Source organism: Amphibacillus marinus, from assembly GCF_900110345.1.
Taxonomy (GTDB): domain Bacteria; phylum Bacillota; class Bacilli; order Bacillales; family Amphibacillaceae; genus Amphibacillus_D; species Amphibacillus_D marinus.
On sequence record NZ_FODJ01000015.1, the window covers coordinates 53,864 to 72,171 of the forward strand.

Sequence of the window (18,308 nt, forward strand, 5' to 3'; positions counted from 1 at the left end):
CAGAAAGCAAGAGGTGTTAGGATGCGAGTCGTAAAGGTGTTAAATAATTCATTAATACTGGCACTTGATGATCAGGGGCATGAGATGATCTTAATGGGTAAAGGCATTGGCTTTAATAAAGCAATTGGTTATCGACTTAGAAAGCAAGAAGTCCAAAAGGTGTTTGTCATGAAGGACCGAGCGATTGGGCGTAATATTATTAAGCTCGCTTCTGAAATTGATAGTACTTTCTTTGAACTAGCTAAAACCATTATTGATTATGCGATTGAACAGTACAATATGGATTTAATGGAGCATATTTATCTATCGTTAACCGACCATTTATCGTTTGTTGTGAAACGGATGGAACAAGGCATTGTGATTGAGAACTTCTACGTAGCTGAGATGAAGAAGTTTAGCCCAAATGAGTATCAGGTCGGTGTTTTTGGCCTTGAATTGGTAGAGGCACGATTAAAGATTAAGCTCCCAATTGATGAGGCGGGTAATATTGCTTTCCATTTTATTAATGCACAGCAGAACAATCCTTATAATGTTAATAATCGAATTATTACCGAAAGCTTAAAGGATATGCTTGATATTGTGAAGTATAATTTTAGCCTTACTTATGATGAGGATAGCATTTCATATTCGAGGTTTACCACGCATCTCAGGTTATTTGCTCAGCGGCTGTTAACGGATCGACAAAAGTTTGAACAAGGTGATGACTTTCTCTATGAACAGATTATTAATAATTGTCCGGCTGAATATAAATGTGTTAACAAGCTTGAAAAATACATTATTGAGAAGTTTTCAACAGAGCTGACGCAAACCGAGGAATTATATCTCACTATTCATATTCATCGGGTATTAGAAGAGAATAAGCACCGGAAAGATGGTTGTAATAATAAAACGGACGGTAAGTCGTTATGAAGAAGTTTGTAAAACAGCAAGATCTTATTTTCTTCACGATTGTGACCCTATTCTGGTTTGCTCAATATGTCTACATTCCTTATCAGACAACCTTTTTGACTCTAACGGGTGTTTCAAGTAGCTTTACAGGTGTCGTAATTGGTGCATACGGTATTACCCAGCTGCTTCTACGCTTTCCGGTCGGTCTATTTGCCGATCGATCAGGTGTGCACAAGCCGTTTATTCTCATCGGTGCTCTTGCCTCAGGACTTGCTTCTTTGCTTCGTATCTATCCATCTGGAGGAATAGGCTTTTTGCTGGCTAATTTGTTATCAGGATTAGCTTCCTCTATGTGGATTTCTTTTATGGTTTTCTATATGAATCAGCGAGCAAATGAGGATCAGCAAGCTGCAACAGGTCGAATTATTTTGTTTAACAATGCTGGTATGCTACTAGGGTTTATCATCAGTATGCTAACCTTTGATTATTTTGGGATGAAATGGATTTGTCTACTTAGTTTGCTTGCAGGGCTTCTTGCGTTTGGACTGGGATTATGGTTAAAGGAAGAGCCAGTATCGCATCAGCCAGTTGCAATTAGCGAACTGGTAAAAGTTTTGTCAATAAGGCGGCTGTGGATGTTCTCGTTTATTGCCCTTATTCAGCAGGGCATTCAGCTTACCACAACGATGTCGTTTACGACGCAGATTCTCAAAGATTTGGGGGCGACAAGTCTAGCGGTTGGTTTGGCATCAACTATTTATATGATTGCTGCTGTGTTATTCTCTGCCTTTGCTTCAGCAAAATTTGGTGGTCAAAAAAGGCCGCGAATATGGATTCCATTGGTACTCATTGTTGTCTCGCTATATTGTTTCTTTGTTCCAAGAGTGAATGCAATCTGGCTGATTTTCATTCTGCAAATTCTGCCTGGTATGTCCACGGGCATTTTATTCTCCTTTGCTACCTCGGAGGCAATGAAAGGAATACCCGATGAAAAAAAATCAACAGCAATGGGTTTTTACCAAGCTTTCTATGCGCTTGGGATGTCACTATTTCCAATGTTCACAGGTTATGCTGTTACCCATTATAGTATTGTAGTGGGTTATACGATTCTGGCAGGCATTGCCTTAGTGGGCTGTTTAGCGGTGACGATTTTTTATAAAAAGCGGCAGACTATAGCTGTCGTGCAAGGACGGATAGTAAATGGTAGCGAGTAGAGTGGCGATTTTTAATAACAAACACCTAAGCACATTGTGACAGCTTAGGTGTTTGTTATTTTTCGTAGCCTAACAGTCAGTAACAGCTCAATTTGTTCAGAAGCTGTTCGAAGTGGATAACAATGACGTTCTCTAGGTTATGTCTAGTAAGTCATTAATTACTGCCAAAGTTATCTTAATTCATTTAGTCTTTATTTTTTCCGGTATTCTTGCTTAAAAGATATCTTAATGGGCAAGAATTATTCATTAGCAATGCTGACCATTGGCCAATGAGCTTGCCAATTCTTTTGGTGGACACGCTTATAAAAGATAGCCTTGCGTGATTCGGATGTTCTAAAGTGTGGAGTAGGCCGTAGCTTCATCGCAATAGCATCTTCAATCCCATGAGGCGCAATAAGAACAAGCTTATGACATTCATCCATTGTTATGCCTAATGCTGTAGCTGTTTCAGGAAATTTGGAGATGGCATCCTCAGTTGAACAGTAAGGTGGAAAATTATTCTTGAGATGCATTCTTGCTTGATTCTTAACGGACCAAGGCACATCAGAAATAATTCGCCGCAACGCATCTTCTAGTGCTTTCTCAGCTGCCTCACTTATATTGTTTGGGTTAAAATAGACAACATCAATATCCTGAAGTGGTGTTGGTTGCTTATGGTTGTGCTGAGTATCCCAGATTTTTGAACGGACAAATCCAGCGCAAACAGACCAATCTGTTAAACCCAATTGATCAGCAGCGTTGATAATGGCCATCATTCTTTCGTCTTGTTGAATGATATCAATAATATCCTTTTCACTACTAAGCACACGATTCTCCCCCTTTTTTAAGCTTCTCTGCTATTTTAGCATAAAATAAACTACTGTTTATTTATCGCAGAACAACTGATTGGAAGACCTGTACTTTAAGCATAAGCGGCGTAATTTAAGTATGGTAAGTGGAAAGAAGGAAGCCCCCCTAATTGAGGCTGTACTATATTAAAAGAAGTAAATGGGTGGTTATTTCTTTTGAATGGACAACGGTATTGTTGCTTTAACTGTTGTTATAGATAGTAGTTGTATCTTTTATAATAGCCAGTGTCTAGTTTGAAAAATCAAATGGAAGCATGTTTAGTGCAAAGCAGTTAATTGCTGTGTATGGTTACTTTTTTAAAGCAAGTCACTTGCTTTTTAGTAAATATTGAGTACGCTATTGTAAAAGGAGGACGATCCAAATGAATAAAGTGATTAACCAAATGTCGGCCCACCGTTCGATTCGTGCCTATACAGATCAGGCGCTTTCAGAACAGCAGATTGAAGAAATTACAACGGCGGCGCGCTGGGCTTCGACGTCAAATCATGTTCAAGCTTATACGGTAATTACCATTCGAAATCAGGAGAAAAAGAAGCGTCTAGCCGAACTAGCAGGTGGGCAAAGCTGGGTCGAACAGTGTCCAGTCTTTTTTGTCATTTGTGTCGACTATTCCCGTCACAAGTATGCGAGCGAAAAGCATCAAACAACCTTTGATGTTGGTGGAGCTGAGCAATTACTTGTTGGTGCTGTTGATGCAGCACTTGTCGCGCAGAATATGCAGCTTGCCTCAGAGTCATTAGGTCTAGGTGGCGTCATGATTGGTGGTATACGTAATCAGCCTGAGCAAGTCAGTGAATTGCTGCAGCTTCCCAAATATGTTTTTCCACTTGTTGGTCTTACGGTTGGCTACCCAGATCAACAGATTGCCCAGAAGCCGAGGCTACCACAAGCGGCTGCCGTCCATCAAGAAGTGTATGCTTCTGATCAAATAGCTGAACTAACGCAATACGATCAAGACATGCATGATTACTATGTAACACGCACAGCTGGTACACGGCATTCCACTTGGACCGAAATGATGGCTGCATACACCAGTGTAAGAAAGCGGGCTCATATCGATCAGTATTTAGAACGACAAGGCTTTCTGCAAAAAGATTAATGCTATACTAAAAAAATAGCTAACCAACACGTTTAAACAGACTTTTACGTGATTGGTTAGCTATTACTTTTTGTTTAACATATTTAATGTGTGAAAGGAGCACTACAGGCCGCTATTATAGTGAGACAATAATGATTGGTCGGTCTGCAATACCAATAAATTAATTTAAGTTATTTACTATTTGCGTAAGTGCCTCTTTAATTGGGGTTGCGGGACGACCAAGTACTTTTTCAAAATCGTTGCTGGTAACATCAAGGGAACCATTGCGGATGCTTGCTTGAATGCCAACAACAATTGGTAGGGCCGCTTCAGGTACTCCAGCCTGTTTCATTGCATCACCATAAGCTTCGTCATTAACGTGCTGCACAGTTACCTCTTTATTAATAACTTCGCTAAGCTCAGCCACTAACTCAGCCTGTGTTAAAGGCTGTCCAGATAATTCGTAAGTGGTATGGTCGTGCTCAGCTCCTAAAAGAACGGCAGCTGCTGCATCAGCATAATCCTGTTGCAAAGCCCAGCCGACTTTACCTTCACCGGCAGAGGTTAACCATGTTCCGCCAGCAATTGCCCCTTGGATGCTTCCTGACTCGTTCTCTAAATACCAGTTGTTGCGTAAGAATGAGTAGGGAATGCCTGACTCAATAATGGCTGCTTCTGTTGCTTTATGAGGTGGAGCCATTAGGTTGGTGCTGTCAGTTGCATTTGCTAGACTAGTGTAAGCTAAAAATTTAACATTAGCAGCTTTGGCAGCAGTTACTGCGTTAGCATGTTGTTTAATACGTGTCTCATTATCGCCATCAGCAGAGATAATTAAAAGGCGGTCAACGCCTTGAAAGGCAGTAGCTAATGTATCAGGTTGATCAAAATCAGCTTGGCGTACGTCGACACCACGCTCTTTTAAATGTACTGCTTTTTCTGGTGTTCGCACACTAACAGCTAATTGTTGTGCAGGAATTGATTTTAATAGTGTTTCAACAACCTTTGATCCTAAATTTCCTGTAGCGCCTGTAACTAAGATGGTCATAATATTCATCCTCCAATTCAAATAGTTGTAACATAATTGATTACCTGTAACTATAATAATTACATTCGATGCTTTTGTCAACAAATAAATACTATTTTTATTTTGCGTATTTTTTGTTATACTAAACAAGTAATCAAAATGATTACAGGAGATTTCTTTAAAAATAATATGGTGGTGACTAAGTATGTCGATAAGTAGTCGGTTTGCAGTCGGAATTCATATTCTGTCATTAATAAATGTTGATCAGGGCGTAACGATATCGTCAGATTATTTAGCCGGGAGTGTTAATACAAACCCTGTCGTCATTCGGCGAATGATGGGGATGCTGAAGAAAGCTGGCTTAATTGAAGTGCGACCAGGAATAGCTGGCATTAAATTAGCTAAAGAGCCAGAATTAATAACGCTATTTGATGTTTATAAGGCGGTCGATGTGGTGCAGGAGAAAGAATTATTTAGTATTCATGAGAATCCGCATCCGGATTGTACGGTCGGGAAGCATATTCAAAGTACGGTTGAGCCATTGTTCATAGCTGCCCAATTAGCGATGGAAAAGGTCTTAAGTAATGTTACGCTTTTGGATGTTGTTGAAGATATTGAGTCCAAAGTCGCCCTAACTTAATAGGCCTTTATCATTTTAAGTTGTGCAAATGGGAAAAGGATCCCCGTCATGTTTATGGGGATCCTTTAGGTTGGCTAGCGTGGCACAACAATTATAGACGCTCTCTATTCATGTGCTATAGCTGACTTGACCACCGAACCTACTATTGCTTTCATCACTGTTCTTGACGGACATTGAATGAATTACTTCGTTAAGCCTACTTCAACAAATCTTAAAGCCCTACTTAACCCAGTTGGCACAATCGACATGTGATTTTCATCATCTAGAGAAAAGAATTCAACGTGATTAAGCTGTTCCCTTTGCACTAAGCGCTGATAAAGTGCATGAGCATCATCATACATAAATTTTTGCTCACTATTTTCAGCCGCAATAAATAAGCGCTTGACTTGTCCGTTCATGAGTTCAGCTTCTTTCGTTAACACATGCTGCTCATTCCACCAAATGGACGGACTGAAGGCGATAAACTGTTGAAACAGGTGGCTCCGCGTAAATAGTGCATATAAAGTGAACAAGCCGCCAAGGGAATGACCAAATAACGCCTGATTAGTCTGATCAACAGGATAGGTGGCTTCAATTTTAGGTTTGAGTGTCTGTTCAATAAAATCAAGGAAATGATCAGCTCCACTATGCTCCGGCCAAGACAAGCCATCAGTTCTTTCGATTAGCTTAACTGTTTCGGCAGGAGGAGTGAAATCATACATCCGATTGTCATTAAAGATGTCGGTATCAGGATAGCCGATGCCAACTAAAATCATCTGATCAATCCCTGTCTTTTCAGGTCTAAAGTTCTGTAATCTGACTAGCTCTTTAATTAGGGTGAAATAAGCATTACCGTCTAATATGTATAACACAGCAAAGCCTTGCTCAGGGGCAGGCAAGTTGGGTGTTGCAACATTTATTTGAAACTTGTGGTGTGGTCCGTCGATAATAAATTGCTCTTCTTGATAACGATTCATAATAATCAAGCTCCTTTACAAAAAATCAGTATTTATTTTATGTAGCATGCTTATGTAGCTAAGAACACCTCTGTACGCAGCTTCTATTTGGCTTATCCAAGTGAAGTTAATCTTATTATAGTTACAATGATAATAATTATCAATTATTATATAAAAGATTGCACTTTCTTTAGGGGAGTGTGTTATTACTTAGCATATGACAAAACAACCTCATTTTTCAGTTGATTTATTTTACTATTTATGAGAATGTGTTAATGTGAAACGCTTTCATTAACTGAGGAGGGATTGTTATGTCGTTTATTACCGAGGATTTCATGTTGAATAGTGAGACGGCAAAAAGATTGTACCAAAATTATGCGAAGGATTTGCCGATTTTCGATTATCATTGTCATCTCTCACCAGAGTGGATTGCGACTGATTATCAGTTTAACAATATAACTGAAATTTGGCTTTATGGTGATCATTATAAGTGGCGGGCCATGCGGGCTAATGGTGTGCCTGAGTCTTGTGTGACAGGTGACGCATCGGACGAGGAGAAATTTAAAGCGTGGGCTGAAACGCTTGATAAACTGCTAGGAAACCCACTTTATCATTGGACGCACCTTGAGCTTAAGCGTTATTTCGGTATTGATGAATTGTTGACAGCGGATAATTGGGCGGATATGTATCATCAGTTAAATCAGCAGATAAGAGATAAGCAGCTATCAGCTCGGCAACTAATTAAACAATCTAATGTTGTCCATATTGGTACGACAGACGATCCAATTGATTCTTTAAACTATCATAAAGAGATTGCAGCTGATGCATCCTTTCCTACGGTTGTGTCACCATCTTTTCGGCCCGATAAGGTCATGCAAATTGATCAGCCAGACTATCAGCCTTATTTAAAAAAACTTGAAGATTGTACCAGTCAGTCAATCGAGACATATGCTGATCTGCTAGTTGCTCTGAAAAAACGGGTGGCATACTTTGATCAGCATGGTGCAGTGACATCTGATCATGCGCTGACAGAGCTTGTTTATCGAGAGGCGGATCAGGCTGAAATTGAAGCTATTTTTAAGAAAGGTATGTTGGGAGAGCGTCTATCAATAGTTGAACAGGAAAAGTATGTGACACGGCTGCTGGTAGATCTTGCTAAGCTTTATCATGAGCACGGCTGGGTTATGCAGTTACATTATGGAGCGCTACGCAATAATAATAGCCGTTGGCTTGACCAGCTCGGTCCTGATACAGGATTTGATGCCATTCATGACTCAAGCCATGACGCGCAAGCACTTAATTTATTGCTCAATGAGATCAATCAACATCAGCAGCTGCCGAAAACAATTGTTTACTGTTTGAATGGCAACCAGTTTGAGTTAATTGCAGCAACGTTGGCCAATTTCCAAGCAAATGAACAGGGAATAAAAAGTAAGCTTCAGCTCGGGTCAGGCTGGTGGTTTAATGATACTGAAGCAAACATGCTTCGGCAAATGCAGGCGGTTGCAAATCAAGGGCTACTTGCCCAGTTTGTGGGCATGCTTACCGATTCAAGAAGCTTTCTATCTTATCCACGCCATGAATACTTTAGACGAATTCTTTGTAATATGATTGGTGAACAGGTAGAATCAGGACGCATACCCAAGCATGAGCGTTTGCTGGAGGAATTAATTGCAGGCATTTCCTATCAAAATGCGGTAACCTATTTTAAAGCAAACAAGTAAGCTATTACCTTATCCTTAATAAAACAGAATGCCCTTTACGTCATTATTTTAGGGCATTTTTTTATTAGGGCTTAGCTAATTACCAAGCTAGTTAAAGCTACTCATTACTAATACCTAACCCGACAATAGCTGCTCGCTAAAAAGTGGGACCCATTCCAGAAGCTGCCCTGTAATAACGACTACTTTGTTCTTGGAACAGCATGTCAATCGCCTCTCAATAGTTATGTATGGAGTTTTACTCGTGTACACATTTCTATATATCTACAAAAGTAATTTTAAGCGATCTTAATTAAAAACGCGTTATTGATACTATTTTATGGGAAAATAAACACTATTAACGTTTTAGATTGGTGGTTTTAAAAATGGAGCCAAAATGGTTAGCGTGGGCAAAACAGCTTCAAGCAATCGCGCAAGCTGGTTTAGCCTATTCAAAGGATGTTTATGACCTTGAACGATTCGAAGAGATAAGAAAGCTTAGTACTGAGATCATGTCTGAATATACGGGGGTTGAGCAAACAGTCATTCGTGAGTTATTTGCTAATGAGACAGGCTATGCAACACCAAAGGTTGATGTACGCGCTGTCGTTTTTCACGAGGGAAAGCTACTGATGGTTCAAGAAGCAACAGATGGCAAATGGGCATTACCGGGTGGCTGGGGTGATATTGGCTTAACGCCGGGTGAGGTGGCTGTTAAAGAGGTGCAGGAGGAAGCGGGTCTGGTGGTAAAGGCCAGTAAACTGTTAGGTGTGTTGGATAAAAAATGCCACCCCCATCCCCCATCACCTTATCATGTCTATAAGTTTTTTATCCAATGTGAGATTGTCGGTGGAGAGCAAAAAACAGGGATTGAGACAAAGGATATTGGTTTCTATGCTCAGGAAGATTGCCCAGCTTTATCGATAGGTCGAATTACTGCTAGTCAGATTGAATGGCTCTTTACCGAATATCAGCGTCCATCAGCGTTTGCTAGATTTGATTAGTTGCGTGAAATTGGTTGCTGAGCCACTTAATTATTTTAATGCGCTTAAGGTGACCGTCCACACTCTTGCAAGTATCCCTTCGTATAATAGAGCAAAAAGAGGTGAGAAAATTGCAAGAGAAAGACATCATGTCAGTTAATGAAAATGGTGAACTAACTGCTTTGCATCAGAGCTGTGTCGATCGCGCCTACCGTATCCCGACCTTTTTAAGTACATCAAGAACCTTAAATGCAACCCAACAGCATTTTCTAAATCGGCTTATTGCTGAGATTGAAACTGCATTACTATTCCCGAGAACATTACCGGTAACAGAGGGGTATCCAGAAGCAATCCTAACTGATATTCGCCGATTAGTTTCATCAAGCTATGGGATGCTCGCCGTTAACTTTCGTCGTTTCTTGGTCGAAATCGTCCAAACAAATGTTGGTCCTACACCAACAGTAGAACCGTTCTGGGAGGGCTCCGTTTATTCGCAAATTGAACCAGCCATGGCCTATCAATTTGGTCTACCATTGTTGCTGGTAAGAGAAGGGAATACAGATCAAACGAATGGTATCTGGGCAGGTGGTATTGCGCCGCTTAACACGTTTATCGTCTGGGATTCTGACAATCAAACCGTTGATGCGTTTTTTAGAACCCCAGAGTGGCGCTCTGCCTTTGCCAATTGGAGTGCGCAAGTACGAACTGCATTCTATATTCAAACGGAACCAGCATTTAAGTATAGCTGTCATTAGCTAAAGCTTAACAAACAGTAAGGAAGCATCGCTCTGTAGCAGAGCGATGCTTCTTTTTATCGTGACAAACAGCTACTAAATTTGCCTGCTGCGTTAAAGAGCTGCTAATAGTCTATAAAACTTCTCTAATATAGTAAGTACAACTGGCCATCGTTGGTTTTTTAAGAAATTTATCAATACGATAAGGCACTTTTGTGTTATGAGCTTAATGATATTTTGCTAGTACTAGAGTAAATTTCTAATACACTCTGGGCAAATTGTTCAGCACTAAACCTTTTTGCCGTCATTACAGCCGTAGTCGCAAGCGCCGTTTGATAGCGCTCGTTCTCTAAAACGCTGTTAAGTGCTGAGAGAAAATCGGCTTGGTGATGAAACGTAAAGCCATTTTGCCCATTTTCGATGACACCATTTAAACAGGGATCTGCCTTGGCTATCACAGGTAATCCAGCAGCTAGTGCCTCAATATAGGTTAATCCCTGGGTTTCACTTTGTGAGGCACTGACAAACACATCACCAATTTGATAGTACTGGTTAATACTTTCCCATGGCTGTTCCCCAGCAAAGATAACCTGTTGCGTAATGGCTAATTCATTTGTCAACTCTTCTAAACATGCCCGGTAGGGCCCGTCGCCGACAATAACAAATTTGATGTGAGGATGTTCCTTTAAGTAAGGTTGGACATGCAAGAGTAGCGTCTCAATATTTTTTTCTTTCGATACACGTCCAACAAAAAGAATCACCTTATCATCCGGTTGAATGGATAGGGTAGCCCGAAGTCGTTCCTTGTGCTGACTATCTATATTAGCTTGCGAAAACTTTTCTAGATTAATTCCGGTTGGAATAACGTTAATTGGTCTGTGAACACCGTATGAAGCAAGTAAATTCTTCACCTTTACAGTGGGTACAATTAATTGATCAGCTGCCCGGCAAAAGTTGACGCTAATTCGTTTAGCAGCAAATTTTGCAATTGGATTAAGCTGTGAGAACTTTGCAATGTAATGTGTATAATCCTCATAGATTGTATGGTAAGTATGCGTAAGGGGGATGTTAAACCTCTTTGCCATCAGCCTCCCAAATATACCGAGTGAGAATTCTGTTTGCGTATGAATAATATCGAGATTTAGGCGCTTAATTAGCCTAACTAGGTGTGGTTGGTAAAACAGAGCCAAGCGCCGTTCGCTCATTACTGAAATACTAGGTATCCGATAAACGCCTTGTTCATTAGGGGTAGCATTGGCATCGGTTGTGGTAAACACGTAGACATTATGACCGATGCGCTCTAATCCCTGCTTGAGCAGATAGGTGGAGGTTGCAACCCCATTCACCTGCGGGTAATATGTATCTGTAAAAAGCCCTATTCGCATCTTTTTCCTCTCCTTAAAAATACCTTACCCTTATTATATGAGGCAAAGGCTAGTCCGACAATGTTCTAATGATGTATTTTTTGTTAAGACTTAAGGCGGAGTAAACTTATTTGTAATTAAATTAAGCCTATTTTTTTAATAACTTTAATATCTGGATCGCTCTTTGCCTGTCGCTATTTTCCATCTTAAGTAATAGGTTAACAACATCCTCAATCATTTCTCGATTTTCTGCATTAACCCCTATGATATTACTTCTGCCAATTAAATAATCAATTGAAACCTCAAATACATCCGCAAGCTTTAATAATACAATAAAGCTAGGATAAGCAGCGTTTTTTTCATATTTAGATATTGTAGCTTTAGAAACCTCTAGTAAATTTGCCAAATGCTCTTGTGTTAACTGGTGTTGCTTTCTTAGCAATACTAATCGCCTAGATAATATGTCTTGTCTCGGAAACATATTTTCTGACCTCCTTAAAAACTACTATAAGTTGATTTAAGACCATACACAATTTTGTAAAAAATTAAAAAATAATTTGAAAATAACTAAATTTGCGTTGAAGATACAGGCTTTATATGGTATTTTTATATCAAAGGTTATCAAAAAGTTACAAATAAGTATTTTATACCCGGTATAATTGTCATTATTCACTAGGGTAATTTGTACTAATGTTGAATTAAATTCAACATTTTGCTGTAAAACCATTAGGTTTCTAATCATAAATAGGAGGTGATCTTATATATGACAAAAAAATCACTAATGCAAAGGTTTGACTTCTTAACAATTAAACAAGGAACAGTTAGAACCTTTAATAAAGAAATCTATGAGGTTAAAGCAAGCCTAGTTGTGAAAAACGTCCAAACGCATACCTTAAAAAAAGTTGAAGATATTTACTATGATATTAGAACAGTAAAAGATAAACATGGAAAAGTTATTGCTAAAAGAAAAAGTCCTAATCAAGAATTATTTATCCTATAAATGATTTAACCGAGTTCTATACGTTATCATGTGTATAATTTATGATACACATAGCGTACCTTGACAATTTGATATAGAGTGGTACTCAGATTAACCCCAAGGAAAAGTCGCATTCTGAGTTAACTATACTACAAATCGAGTTAGTGGACTACATGCTTAAAATCCACTTGTGACTTACCAAAAGAACAACACATATGTGTAGGGTTGTTGGAATGAGCCAAAAACCAACAAAATCATTTATTATCCTAAATGGATATAAATTTAAAATTAACTAAAAAAACACATCAAAGGTTGTTCTTTCAAAATTATTGAAAGAACAACCTTTTTCTATTTTTCTAAAGTAAATGTTTCTATTTATTAATTATAGGTATGATAACGTATATAACAAAATTTCTTGACCAAATCATTTAATACGTATCCGATTTTATAGAGTTTAATGTAATTCGATTAAGAATTATATTAAACTCTTTTTTGAATCTTAATAAAGAGATAATTAAAATTTTTAAGTTGGAAATTAAATCAAACACAAAGTTAAATTTTATGGTAAAATATAGTGTAACTTTTTCTAAGTAGGAGGACTAATATGAAACGAAGCAAAAAAGGACTTATTATTATCATAACCATGATTGGGCTACTCGCCATCGCTGGAACAACATATGGTATTGTGCAACATCAAAATGATCAACGACTAGCGGAACAGCTCAAAGGTGCAGAGGATGAAGTGCGTGCTAGCTCTGAGGAGCTAGACAGCTATCTGGGTGAGCAAGGATTCATGACGAAGGAGCTTGAGATAGAGCAAATAGAAACGATCACAACGAATCTTGTCTTGTTACAAACCAATTATTCTGACATGGCGATTAGAAAGGATACTTTGAAAGAAACAGCTGACCAGTTGTTACATAACATTGCTACACTTTTAGAACGTGCTGACCTTCTTTTAAGCCAGCACATTCAGCAGGAAGCATTAAACCAGTTTTTTGTTGAAGCTGCTATTACTGAGGATGAGGTAACCGCCCCAGCAATTGCTGAAGATCTCGATCATAATAAACTGGAAGCTTACAAAAAAGCTCTGGCGCAACAAGGCTTTGATGAAGAAACAGCATGGTATCAAGCTGTCACACAATTGCTAGCAGAAGCCTCAGAGCAATTAGATCAGATTGATACGGCAGAGGCGGCAGTTACTTTATTCTTTGATAAGAATGAGGTCAAGGCTGATCCTAGTCGTGATGATTACAATGCAACTAAAGCGTACATTGATTTGATCCGTAACGAAGCGGTTAAAGAAGAGCTGGCGGCCAAGCTTGGGAGGGTACTCACGGTAATTGAGGAGAAAGAAGCGGAAGCTCGGCGATTGGCTGAAGAAAAAGCTAAACGGGAAGCTGAAGCGTTGGCTTTAGCACAAGCTGAACAAGCGAGACAGCAGTCTGCTCAAGCATCTAGCTCGGGTAGTTCAGCGAGCAGTAGCTCTGAAGGTTCATTTTCAAGTTCGGGTTCTAACTCTTCTAGCTCTAGAGGTAACGGGGGTACTGATTCGTCCAAGTCAACGGAATCTGGTGGAGGGTCCAATGGTTGGGTACAGACAGTGAATGATGAGGTTATTAAGCTAGCTTGTGATGAATCTCTGGGAAATGGTACGAAGGGTTGTGCAACTTACAATAGTTGGCGAAAGACTGGTACGCCAGAGGACTTTAAAGATCTTTTTGAAGACTAATAAATTAGATAGGCTACACTTAATTAGTTAGAATGCTTAAGGTCAAGAAGACTATAGATATAACAAAAAGTCAGTCAAGTGATTTGACATACGTAAGAGTTAATCAAAATGAAACGATGTATGTGTGTCTTTGTCGATCTCTTTAATCGAAAAATTATCATTATAGTGCAGTTCCAAATAAAGATGCATTACTTGTTTATCATAAAATAGCTTTCATGTAAGGTGTTAATCTTTTAAAAGTATAGCCCTTCCATACCATGAAAGTGAGGTGAAAACAACTTGATTGATGATGCTTTGAAAACATTTACCATCTTAAGATTTTTAAGCATAAAGGGCTACCCAATGCAGTGGCTCTATTCAACACTTAAGATCACCAAAACAGAGTTTTTAAAAGGAGATATCTTAATCGCTTAAAAGAAATAACAAGGGGATTTCAGGTTGTTTACTTTAATAACATCCTAATTGATGAAACTCTTAGATGCGAAAACCTGATTATTTACAAGAAGATATGCCCTAAAATTATTATTTTAGTAATTATTTAACACCAAAAAAGTCTAGAGGAGATTGGTCTAGGCTTCTTTTTTTGCTTTTTTAAAAAATAACGGGGAGTGGAATCAAGTGTTTAACTTAAAGAAGTTTTTAATGGTTTCACTAATATTGTTTTTATTATTTAGTGATTTCTCTAGCACATTAGTAATACTAGCAGAAAGTCAAAATGAAACAAAATTAGAGTATAACCTAGAAGCAGACACTCTGGAGTCAGAAGACTACCAAGTGATTGAACATTCTAACGTTCGTTACGATGACTATTTGTTAGATTTGTCTGAGTTAGAAAATGCTTTAACTGATAAGGATATCAGTTTAGTAGAAAAAAGGTCAAGTTATCCTAGTGGTGTTCATGTTTGGGATGAAACTAACTATTCTGAGTTAAGTCCAAATGCAGATGAGTCATTAGCTTACGATGAGAATGGCTTTTATTGGTTAGGTAATGCGATATATGATGTATCGGGTGGCGATGGCGTTCTCGATCCTAGTCTTGATTTTCTTTTATCTAATCCGTTTCAAGTTAAGGAGAATTTGGATAAAACGTTATTTAGTCATTTTTCTAATAGGATAACTTCTCTATTTTCTACCGAAGAGATTCATGCTAATTCGACACCTAAAATTGAAAGAGTAAGGACGGTTCAGGTAGGGCAAACAAAGGTAGGTGAATACAGAGTAAACGGTAAGTTAGCTTATTGTGTAGAACACAATAGGGATCCTGCGACGGAGGCAGGAACTTATAGTCCGTTAGAACCTTATAATAATGCTAGAATGTTGCGCCTACTTTATTATGGTTGGGGTGGAGAAGGAAATATTTTTAGTTCAGGTCAAAAAGATGTAGGAATTGCTGTAACATCTCTAATTGCCTCAAGAATAAGAAACCCTGGTGAGCAGACAGGGCGATCTCTTGCAAGATATGAGGAGTTGTGGAAGTTAGTTAACGATAACACTAAAAATCCGCCAAGCTCAAAAGTGGAATTATCTGAGGAAAAATTAAATATTAGTATTGAGGATAATCGACAGGTTTCTGAGAAAACCAAATTTTTGGCCCACAGTGATAACCGAATTCAAATAAGTGTGCCTACTAATGTTAGAATTATAAATGAAACAAGGAACACTTCCTCTACAGGAGGAACATTGACTATCCGAGGAGGAGATACATTTTACTTTACAGCACCTTTATCATATAACTCCACGTTAAAAAGAACAAATATCAGAGGAAGTATACCCACTTACACACCTATGATAACTTACGATAACTGGGGGATAAGACAACCTTTAGCTCAGATGGACGTTTATGATGATCCTCATAATACTGTTTCTTTTGAGGTGCCATTTACTCGCCAAGAGGTAGATATAACCATTCTTCATAGAGATAGAGTAACAGAAGATACAATTAAAACTGAAATTAAACCAACCTTAATTGGTGATCCTGTAACTGTAGCGCATAATATGACTAGATACTCTTGGGGAAATAAGTATAATGGTAGAACTATAAATTTAATAAATGACGGCGGTCAAGCAGGAACTTATAATGTTACTGAGGCTAAAACGTATACGGTTTGGTACACATCACAACATCGATTGAAGATAGAGCTATATGATAAATTTTCGGGTGATCTGTTAGAAACAGATCATAACTCGCTATATAAGGCAGGTGCATCATTTAGTCATCAAGTTCCTAATAACTTCGATGTTGGCAAGACGCATTACGTTTTAAACCGATCAGCAGGCCGTACTGTAACAGGTTCAATGCCACGCGAGGACAGAACAATAAAGGTAAATTATGATCCATATCATGATGCAACGATCTTATGGAGAAATCGATTCCCCGCTTATGATATTTTTGAAAGGAGAGATGATCGGATAAAGGTTGGTGATGGATACCATTACGTTCAGGAAGAGTTTTACACTTTATCAGGGGGGCGAACATATCAACGGGAGAATAACTTAACCTTTAGTGATCGAATGGGATACGCAGATATAAGCAATACCTTTTATTACAGGCTAATGAGGGATGTGACCGTCAACTATATTGATAATCGGACAGGGGAACCAATTCGGGACAGTAAGGTCTATACCCTGCTTCAAGCAGACCCATATAGTGAAGTACCTGCGGTGATTGAGAAGGGTGAATATGTCTACCGGTATGTTCGCCATGATGGTGACCCGGAATCGGGTATCATCGGGACGTCGCACCTGACAATTAATTATTACTATGATATTCCATTAATTAAAACGGGTTTAGAACGGATTCAAATCTATACCACCCCGGCTTCTGAGGGCCTTCCGGTCATCGTTGATTTGATGAAGGAAAACAACTATGCCTATCCCTTACAGGATATGGGCGAAGCCACAGTGATGGTCAATCTGTATAAAGACGATACCCTCATTACTGGCAATCGCTATACTGCTCGCGCCTTGCCTGAGCAGCTTACGCTCACGATTCCGCCAGAGGCCTTAGCGGTGAATGAGACAGCGACTTACACGGTTAGGCTTGAAGACTTTAATCCCGATGATATTCGGGTGCCTGCTGACCAAGCTGAGGTCGATACCGAGGGATACACGGCAGAAGAGGGGACGCTTGAGGCAGAAGTAGTCGAATCTGATGTCCTCCGTTATGAGGGTGTGATCAAGACCGAGCGGATGATCGGTGAGCCGATGCAGGTGTTTACCGAGAGCTTTGCGATCCCACTTGAGCCGATTCGCAAGATGAAGACCGGCTATGGCTTTGAAATGCCGCTTGACCTCTCCTATCAGAACAGGCTTGGGAATGCCTCCGTTGCCTTTGGCTTTGCCCTGACGGCACCAGAAGCGCTGGTGGACCTCAGCTATATCGACTATGCCCGACAAGCGGGCAGCGTAATGGTCCCGCTTGACCGTACGGGTGCGACAACGCAAGCCAACCAAACCGAGACCAGTCAACAGTTTGCGTTACCGGCGGTTCAGGTTGAGAAAGAGACCGGGCATGTCTTCTCAAGCGAACAGGTGGCGAATGGCGATAGCCGGATTACGCATTCCTTAATTGACGGTGGGCGGAAGCTCTACCTGCCGATTTGGGGCTATGTCGGGGATTACAGTGTGGCTGTGACAACGGAGGTACCGATCGGCATTCACCTGATGTCAGTCAACCTGACCTATCCGATAGAAGTGGTCGGTCATATGTACTTGCATATGGATTCTGAAACGAAGGAAAAGGATGCGATTCATATGGAGCCAATTAATCAAGATAACCCCTTTCCACTTGGGGTGCCGGATAATTGGACAGCGGAAGAAATAGCTGACCTTCAAGCCTTTCTGGCACGAAATAATTAAGTATTCTCATTGGAGATCGTATATAGCGTATCAAGCTGCTTTCTAAAACCTGAAAGCAGCTTTTCGATGTTTTCTAAAAATAGAGCGGAGCCTAGGTGCTTTTTATTGGGTCATGCTTTACACTATAAGGAGGAAAAGCTGAATGGTAACCCGTGTCAATATGGGGGAAGTCCGAGACTTTCGGGATGATACCCGTGCGTTATGCCGCGAGGTACGTAGTGATTTACAGACAATTCGTCGCTCACTTGAGGCAATGGGCCAGATGCGTGGCTTTTCTGGCCAAGCTGCCGACCAAACGAAGCGTTACGTGCGCACCTTTCACCTGACCAT

The 18,308-nt window shown here is 39.7% G+C and carries 16 protein-coding genes; 11 read left to right on the top strand and 5 right to left on the bottom strand.

The window, feature by feature from the left end:
- The first annotated feature begins 21 nt into the window (after positions 1-21).
- Positions 22-909, top strand: coding sequence for a PRD domain-containing protein (locus BM000_RS15535; RefSeq protein WP_091500136.1), 888 nt, complete (start codon positions 22-24; stop codon positions 907-909).
- Positions 906-2,102, top strand: a complete 1,197-nt coding sequence (locus tag BM000_RS15540; protein WP_091500137.1) for an MFS transporter — start codon at positions 906-908, stop codon at positions 2,100-2,102. The genes BM000_RS15535 and BM000_RS15540 overlap by 4 nt, the downstream gene beginning before the upstream one ends.
- Before the next feature lie 239 nt (positions 2,103-2,341).
- Here the strand turns inward: BM000_RS15540 and BM000_RS15545 are convergent, their stop codons facing one another.
- The gene (locus tag BM000_RS15545) at positions 2,342-2,857 is read right to left on the bottom strand and encodes a nucleotidyltransferase family protein (RefSeq protein WP_091500157.1); all 516 of its coding nucleotides are present in this window, start codon (positions 2,855-2,857) and stop codon (positions 2,342-2,344) included.
- Positions 2,858-3,312: 455 nt separating this feature from the next.
- Here BM000_RS15545 and nfsA point away from each other — a divergent pair, with 455 nt between their 5' ends.
- Positions 3,313-4,050 (top strand): oxygen-insensitive NADPH nitroreductase, encoded by a 738-nt coding sequence (nfsA, locus tag BM000_RS15550; protein WP_091500139.1) that lies wholly within the window; start codon positions 3,313-3,315, stop codon positions 4,048-4,050.
- Between the two features lie 160 nt (positions 4,051-4,210).
- Here the strand turns inward: nfsA and BM000_RS15555 are convergent, their stop codons facing one another.
- Positions 4,211-5,074 (bottom strand): SDR family oxidoreductase, encoded by an 864-nt coding sequence (locus BM000_RS15555; protein WP_091500140.1) that lies wholly within the window; start codon positions 5,072-5,074, stop codon positions 4,211-4,213.
- 184 nt (positions 5,075-5,258) lie between these two features.
- On the opposite strand from BM000_RS15555, the gene BM000_RS15560 reads away from it, so the two are divergent.
- Complete coding sequence (locus BM000_RS15560) at positions 5,259-5,693, top strand: Rrf2 family transcriptional regulator (RefSeq protein WP_091500142.1); 435 nt, start codon at positions 5,259-5,261, stop codon at positions 5,691-5,693.
- Positions 5,694-5,875: 182 nt separating this feature from the next.
- Here BM000_RS15560 and BM000_RS15565 read toward each other — a convergent pair whose 3' ends face one another.
- On the bottom strand, positions 5,876-6,649 hold the full coding sequence (locus BM000_RS15565) for an alpha/beta hydrolase (protein ID WP_091500143.1): 774 nt from the start codon (positions 6,647-6,649) through the stop codon (positions 5,876-5,878).
- A 290-nt stretch (positions 6,650-6,939) separates the two neighbouring features.
- Between BM000_RS15565 and uxaC the strand changes: the two genes are divergently transcribed.
- The 3 genes from uxaC to BM000_RS15580 all read left to right on the top strand — a co-directional run bounded on the left by uxaC (position 6,940) and on the right by BM000_RS15580 (position 10,066).
- Complete coding sequence (gene uxaC / locus BM000_RS15570) at positions 6,940-8,352, top strand: glucuronate isomerase (protein ID WP_091500145.1); 1,413 nt, start codon at positions 6,940-6,942, stop codon at positions 8,350-8,352.
- A gap of 362 nt (positions 8,353-8,714) precedes the next feature.
- Positions 8,715-9,332 carry an NUDIX hydrolase gene (locus BM000_RS15575; RefSeq protein WP_091500147.1) on the top strand — a complete coding sequence of 206 codons (618 nt, stop codon included), beginning with the start codon at positions 8,715-8,717 and terminating at the stop codon, positions 9,330-9,332.
- A 128-nt stretch (positions 9,333-9,460) separates the two neighbouring features.
- On the top strand, positions 9,461-10,066 hold the full coding sequence (locus BM000_RS15580) for a hypothetical protein (protein WP_091500159.1): 606 nt from the start codon (positions 9,461-9,463) through the stop codon (positions 10,064-10,066).
- A gap of 197 nt (positions 10,067-10,263) precedes the next feature.
- Here BM000_RS15580 and BM000_RS15585 read toward each other — a convergent pair whose 3' ends face one another.
- Entirely contained in the window at positions 10,264-11,430 is a 1,167-nt protein-coding gene (locus tag BM000_RS15585; protein WP_091500148.1) for a glycosyltransferase family 4 protein, read from the bottom strand.
- Positions 11,431-11,557: 127 nt separating this feature from the next.
- Complete coding sequence (locus BM000_RS15590) at positions 11,558-11,890, bottom strand: helix-turn-helix domain-containing protein (RefSeq protein ID WP_091500150.1); 333 nt, start codon at positions 11,888-11,890, stop codon at positions 11,558-11,560.
- Between the two features lie 282 nt (positions 11,891-12,172).
- Here BM000_RS15590 and BM000_RS15595 point away from each other — a divergent pair, with 282 nt between their 5' ends.
- The 4 genes from BM000_RS15595 to BM000_RS15610 form a co-directional block, all read left to right on the top strand.
- Positions 12,173-12,409 carry a hypothetical protein gene (locus BM000_RS15595; RefSeq protein WP_091500151.1) on the top strand — a complete coding sequence of 79 codons (237 nt, stop codon included), beginning with the start codon at positions 12,173-12,175 and terminating at the stop codon, positions 12,407-12,409.
- 583 nt (positions 12,410-12,992) lie between these two features.
- Positions 12,993-14,120, top strand: a complete 1,128-nt coding sequence (locus BM000_RS15600; protein ID WP_091500153.1) for a hypothetical protein — start codon at positions 12,993-12,995, stop codon at positions 14,118-14,120.
- 618 nt (positions 14,121-14,738) lie between these two features.
- Positions 14,739-17,978, top strand: coding sequence for a thioester domain-containing protein (locus tag BM000_RS15605; RefSeq protein ID WP_091500154.1), 3,240 nt, complete (start codon positions 14,739-14,741; stop codon positions 17,976-17,978).
- A gap of 142 nt (positions 17,979-18,120) precedes the next feature.
- The coding region (locus BM000_RS15610) for an LXG domain-containing protein (protein ID WP_143063950.1) at positions 18,121-18,308 on the top strand (188 nt) is incomplete at its 3' end.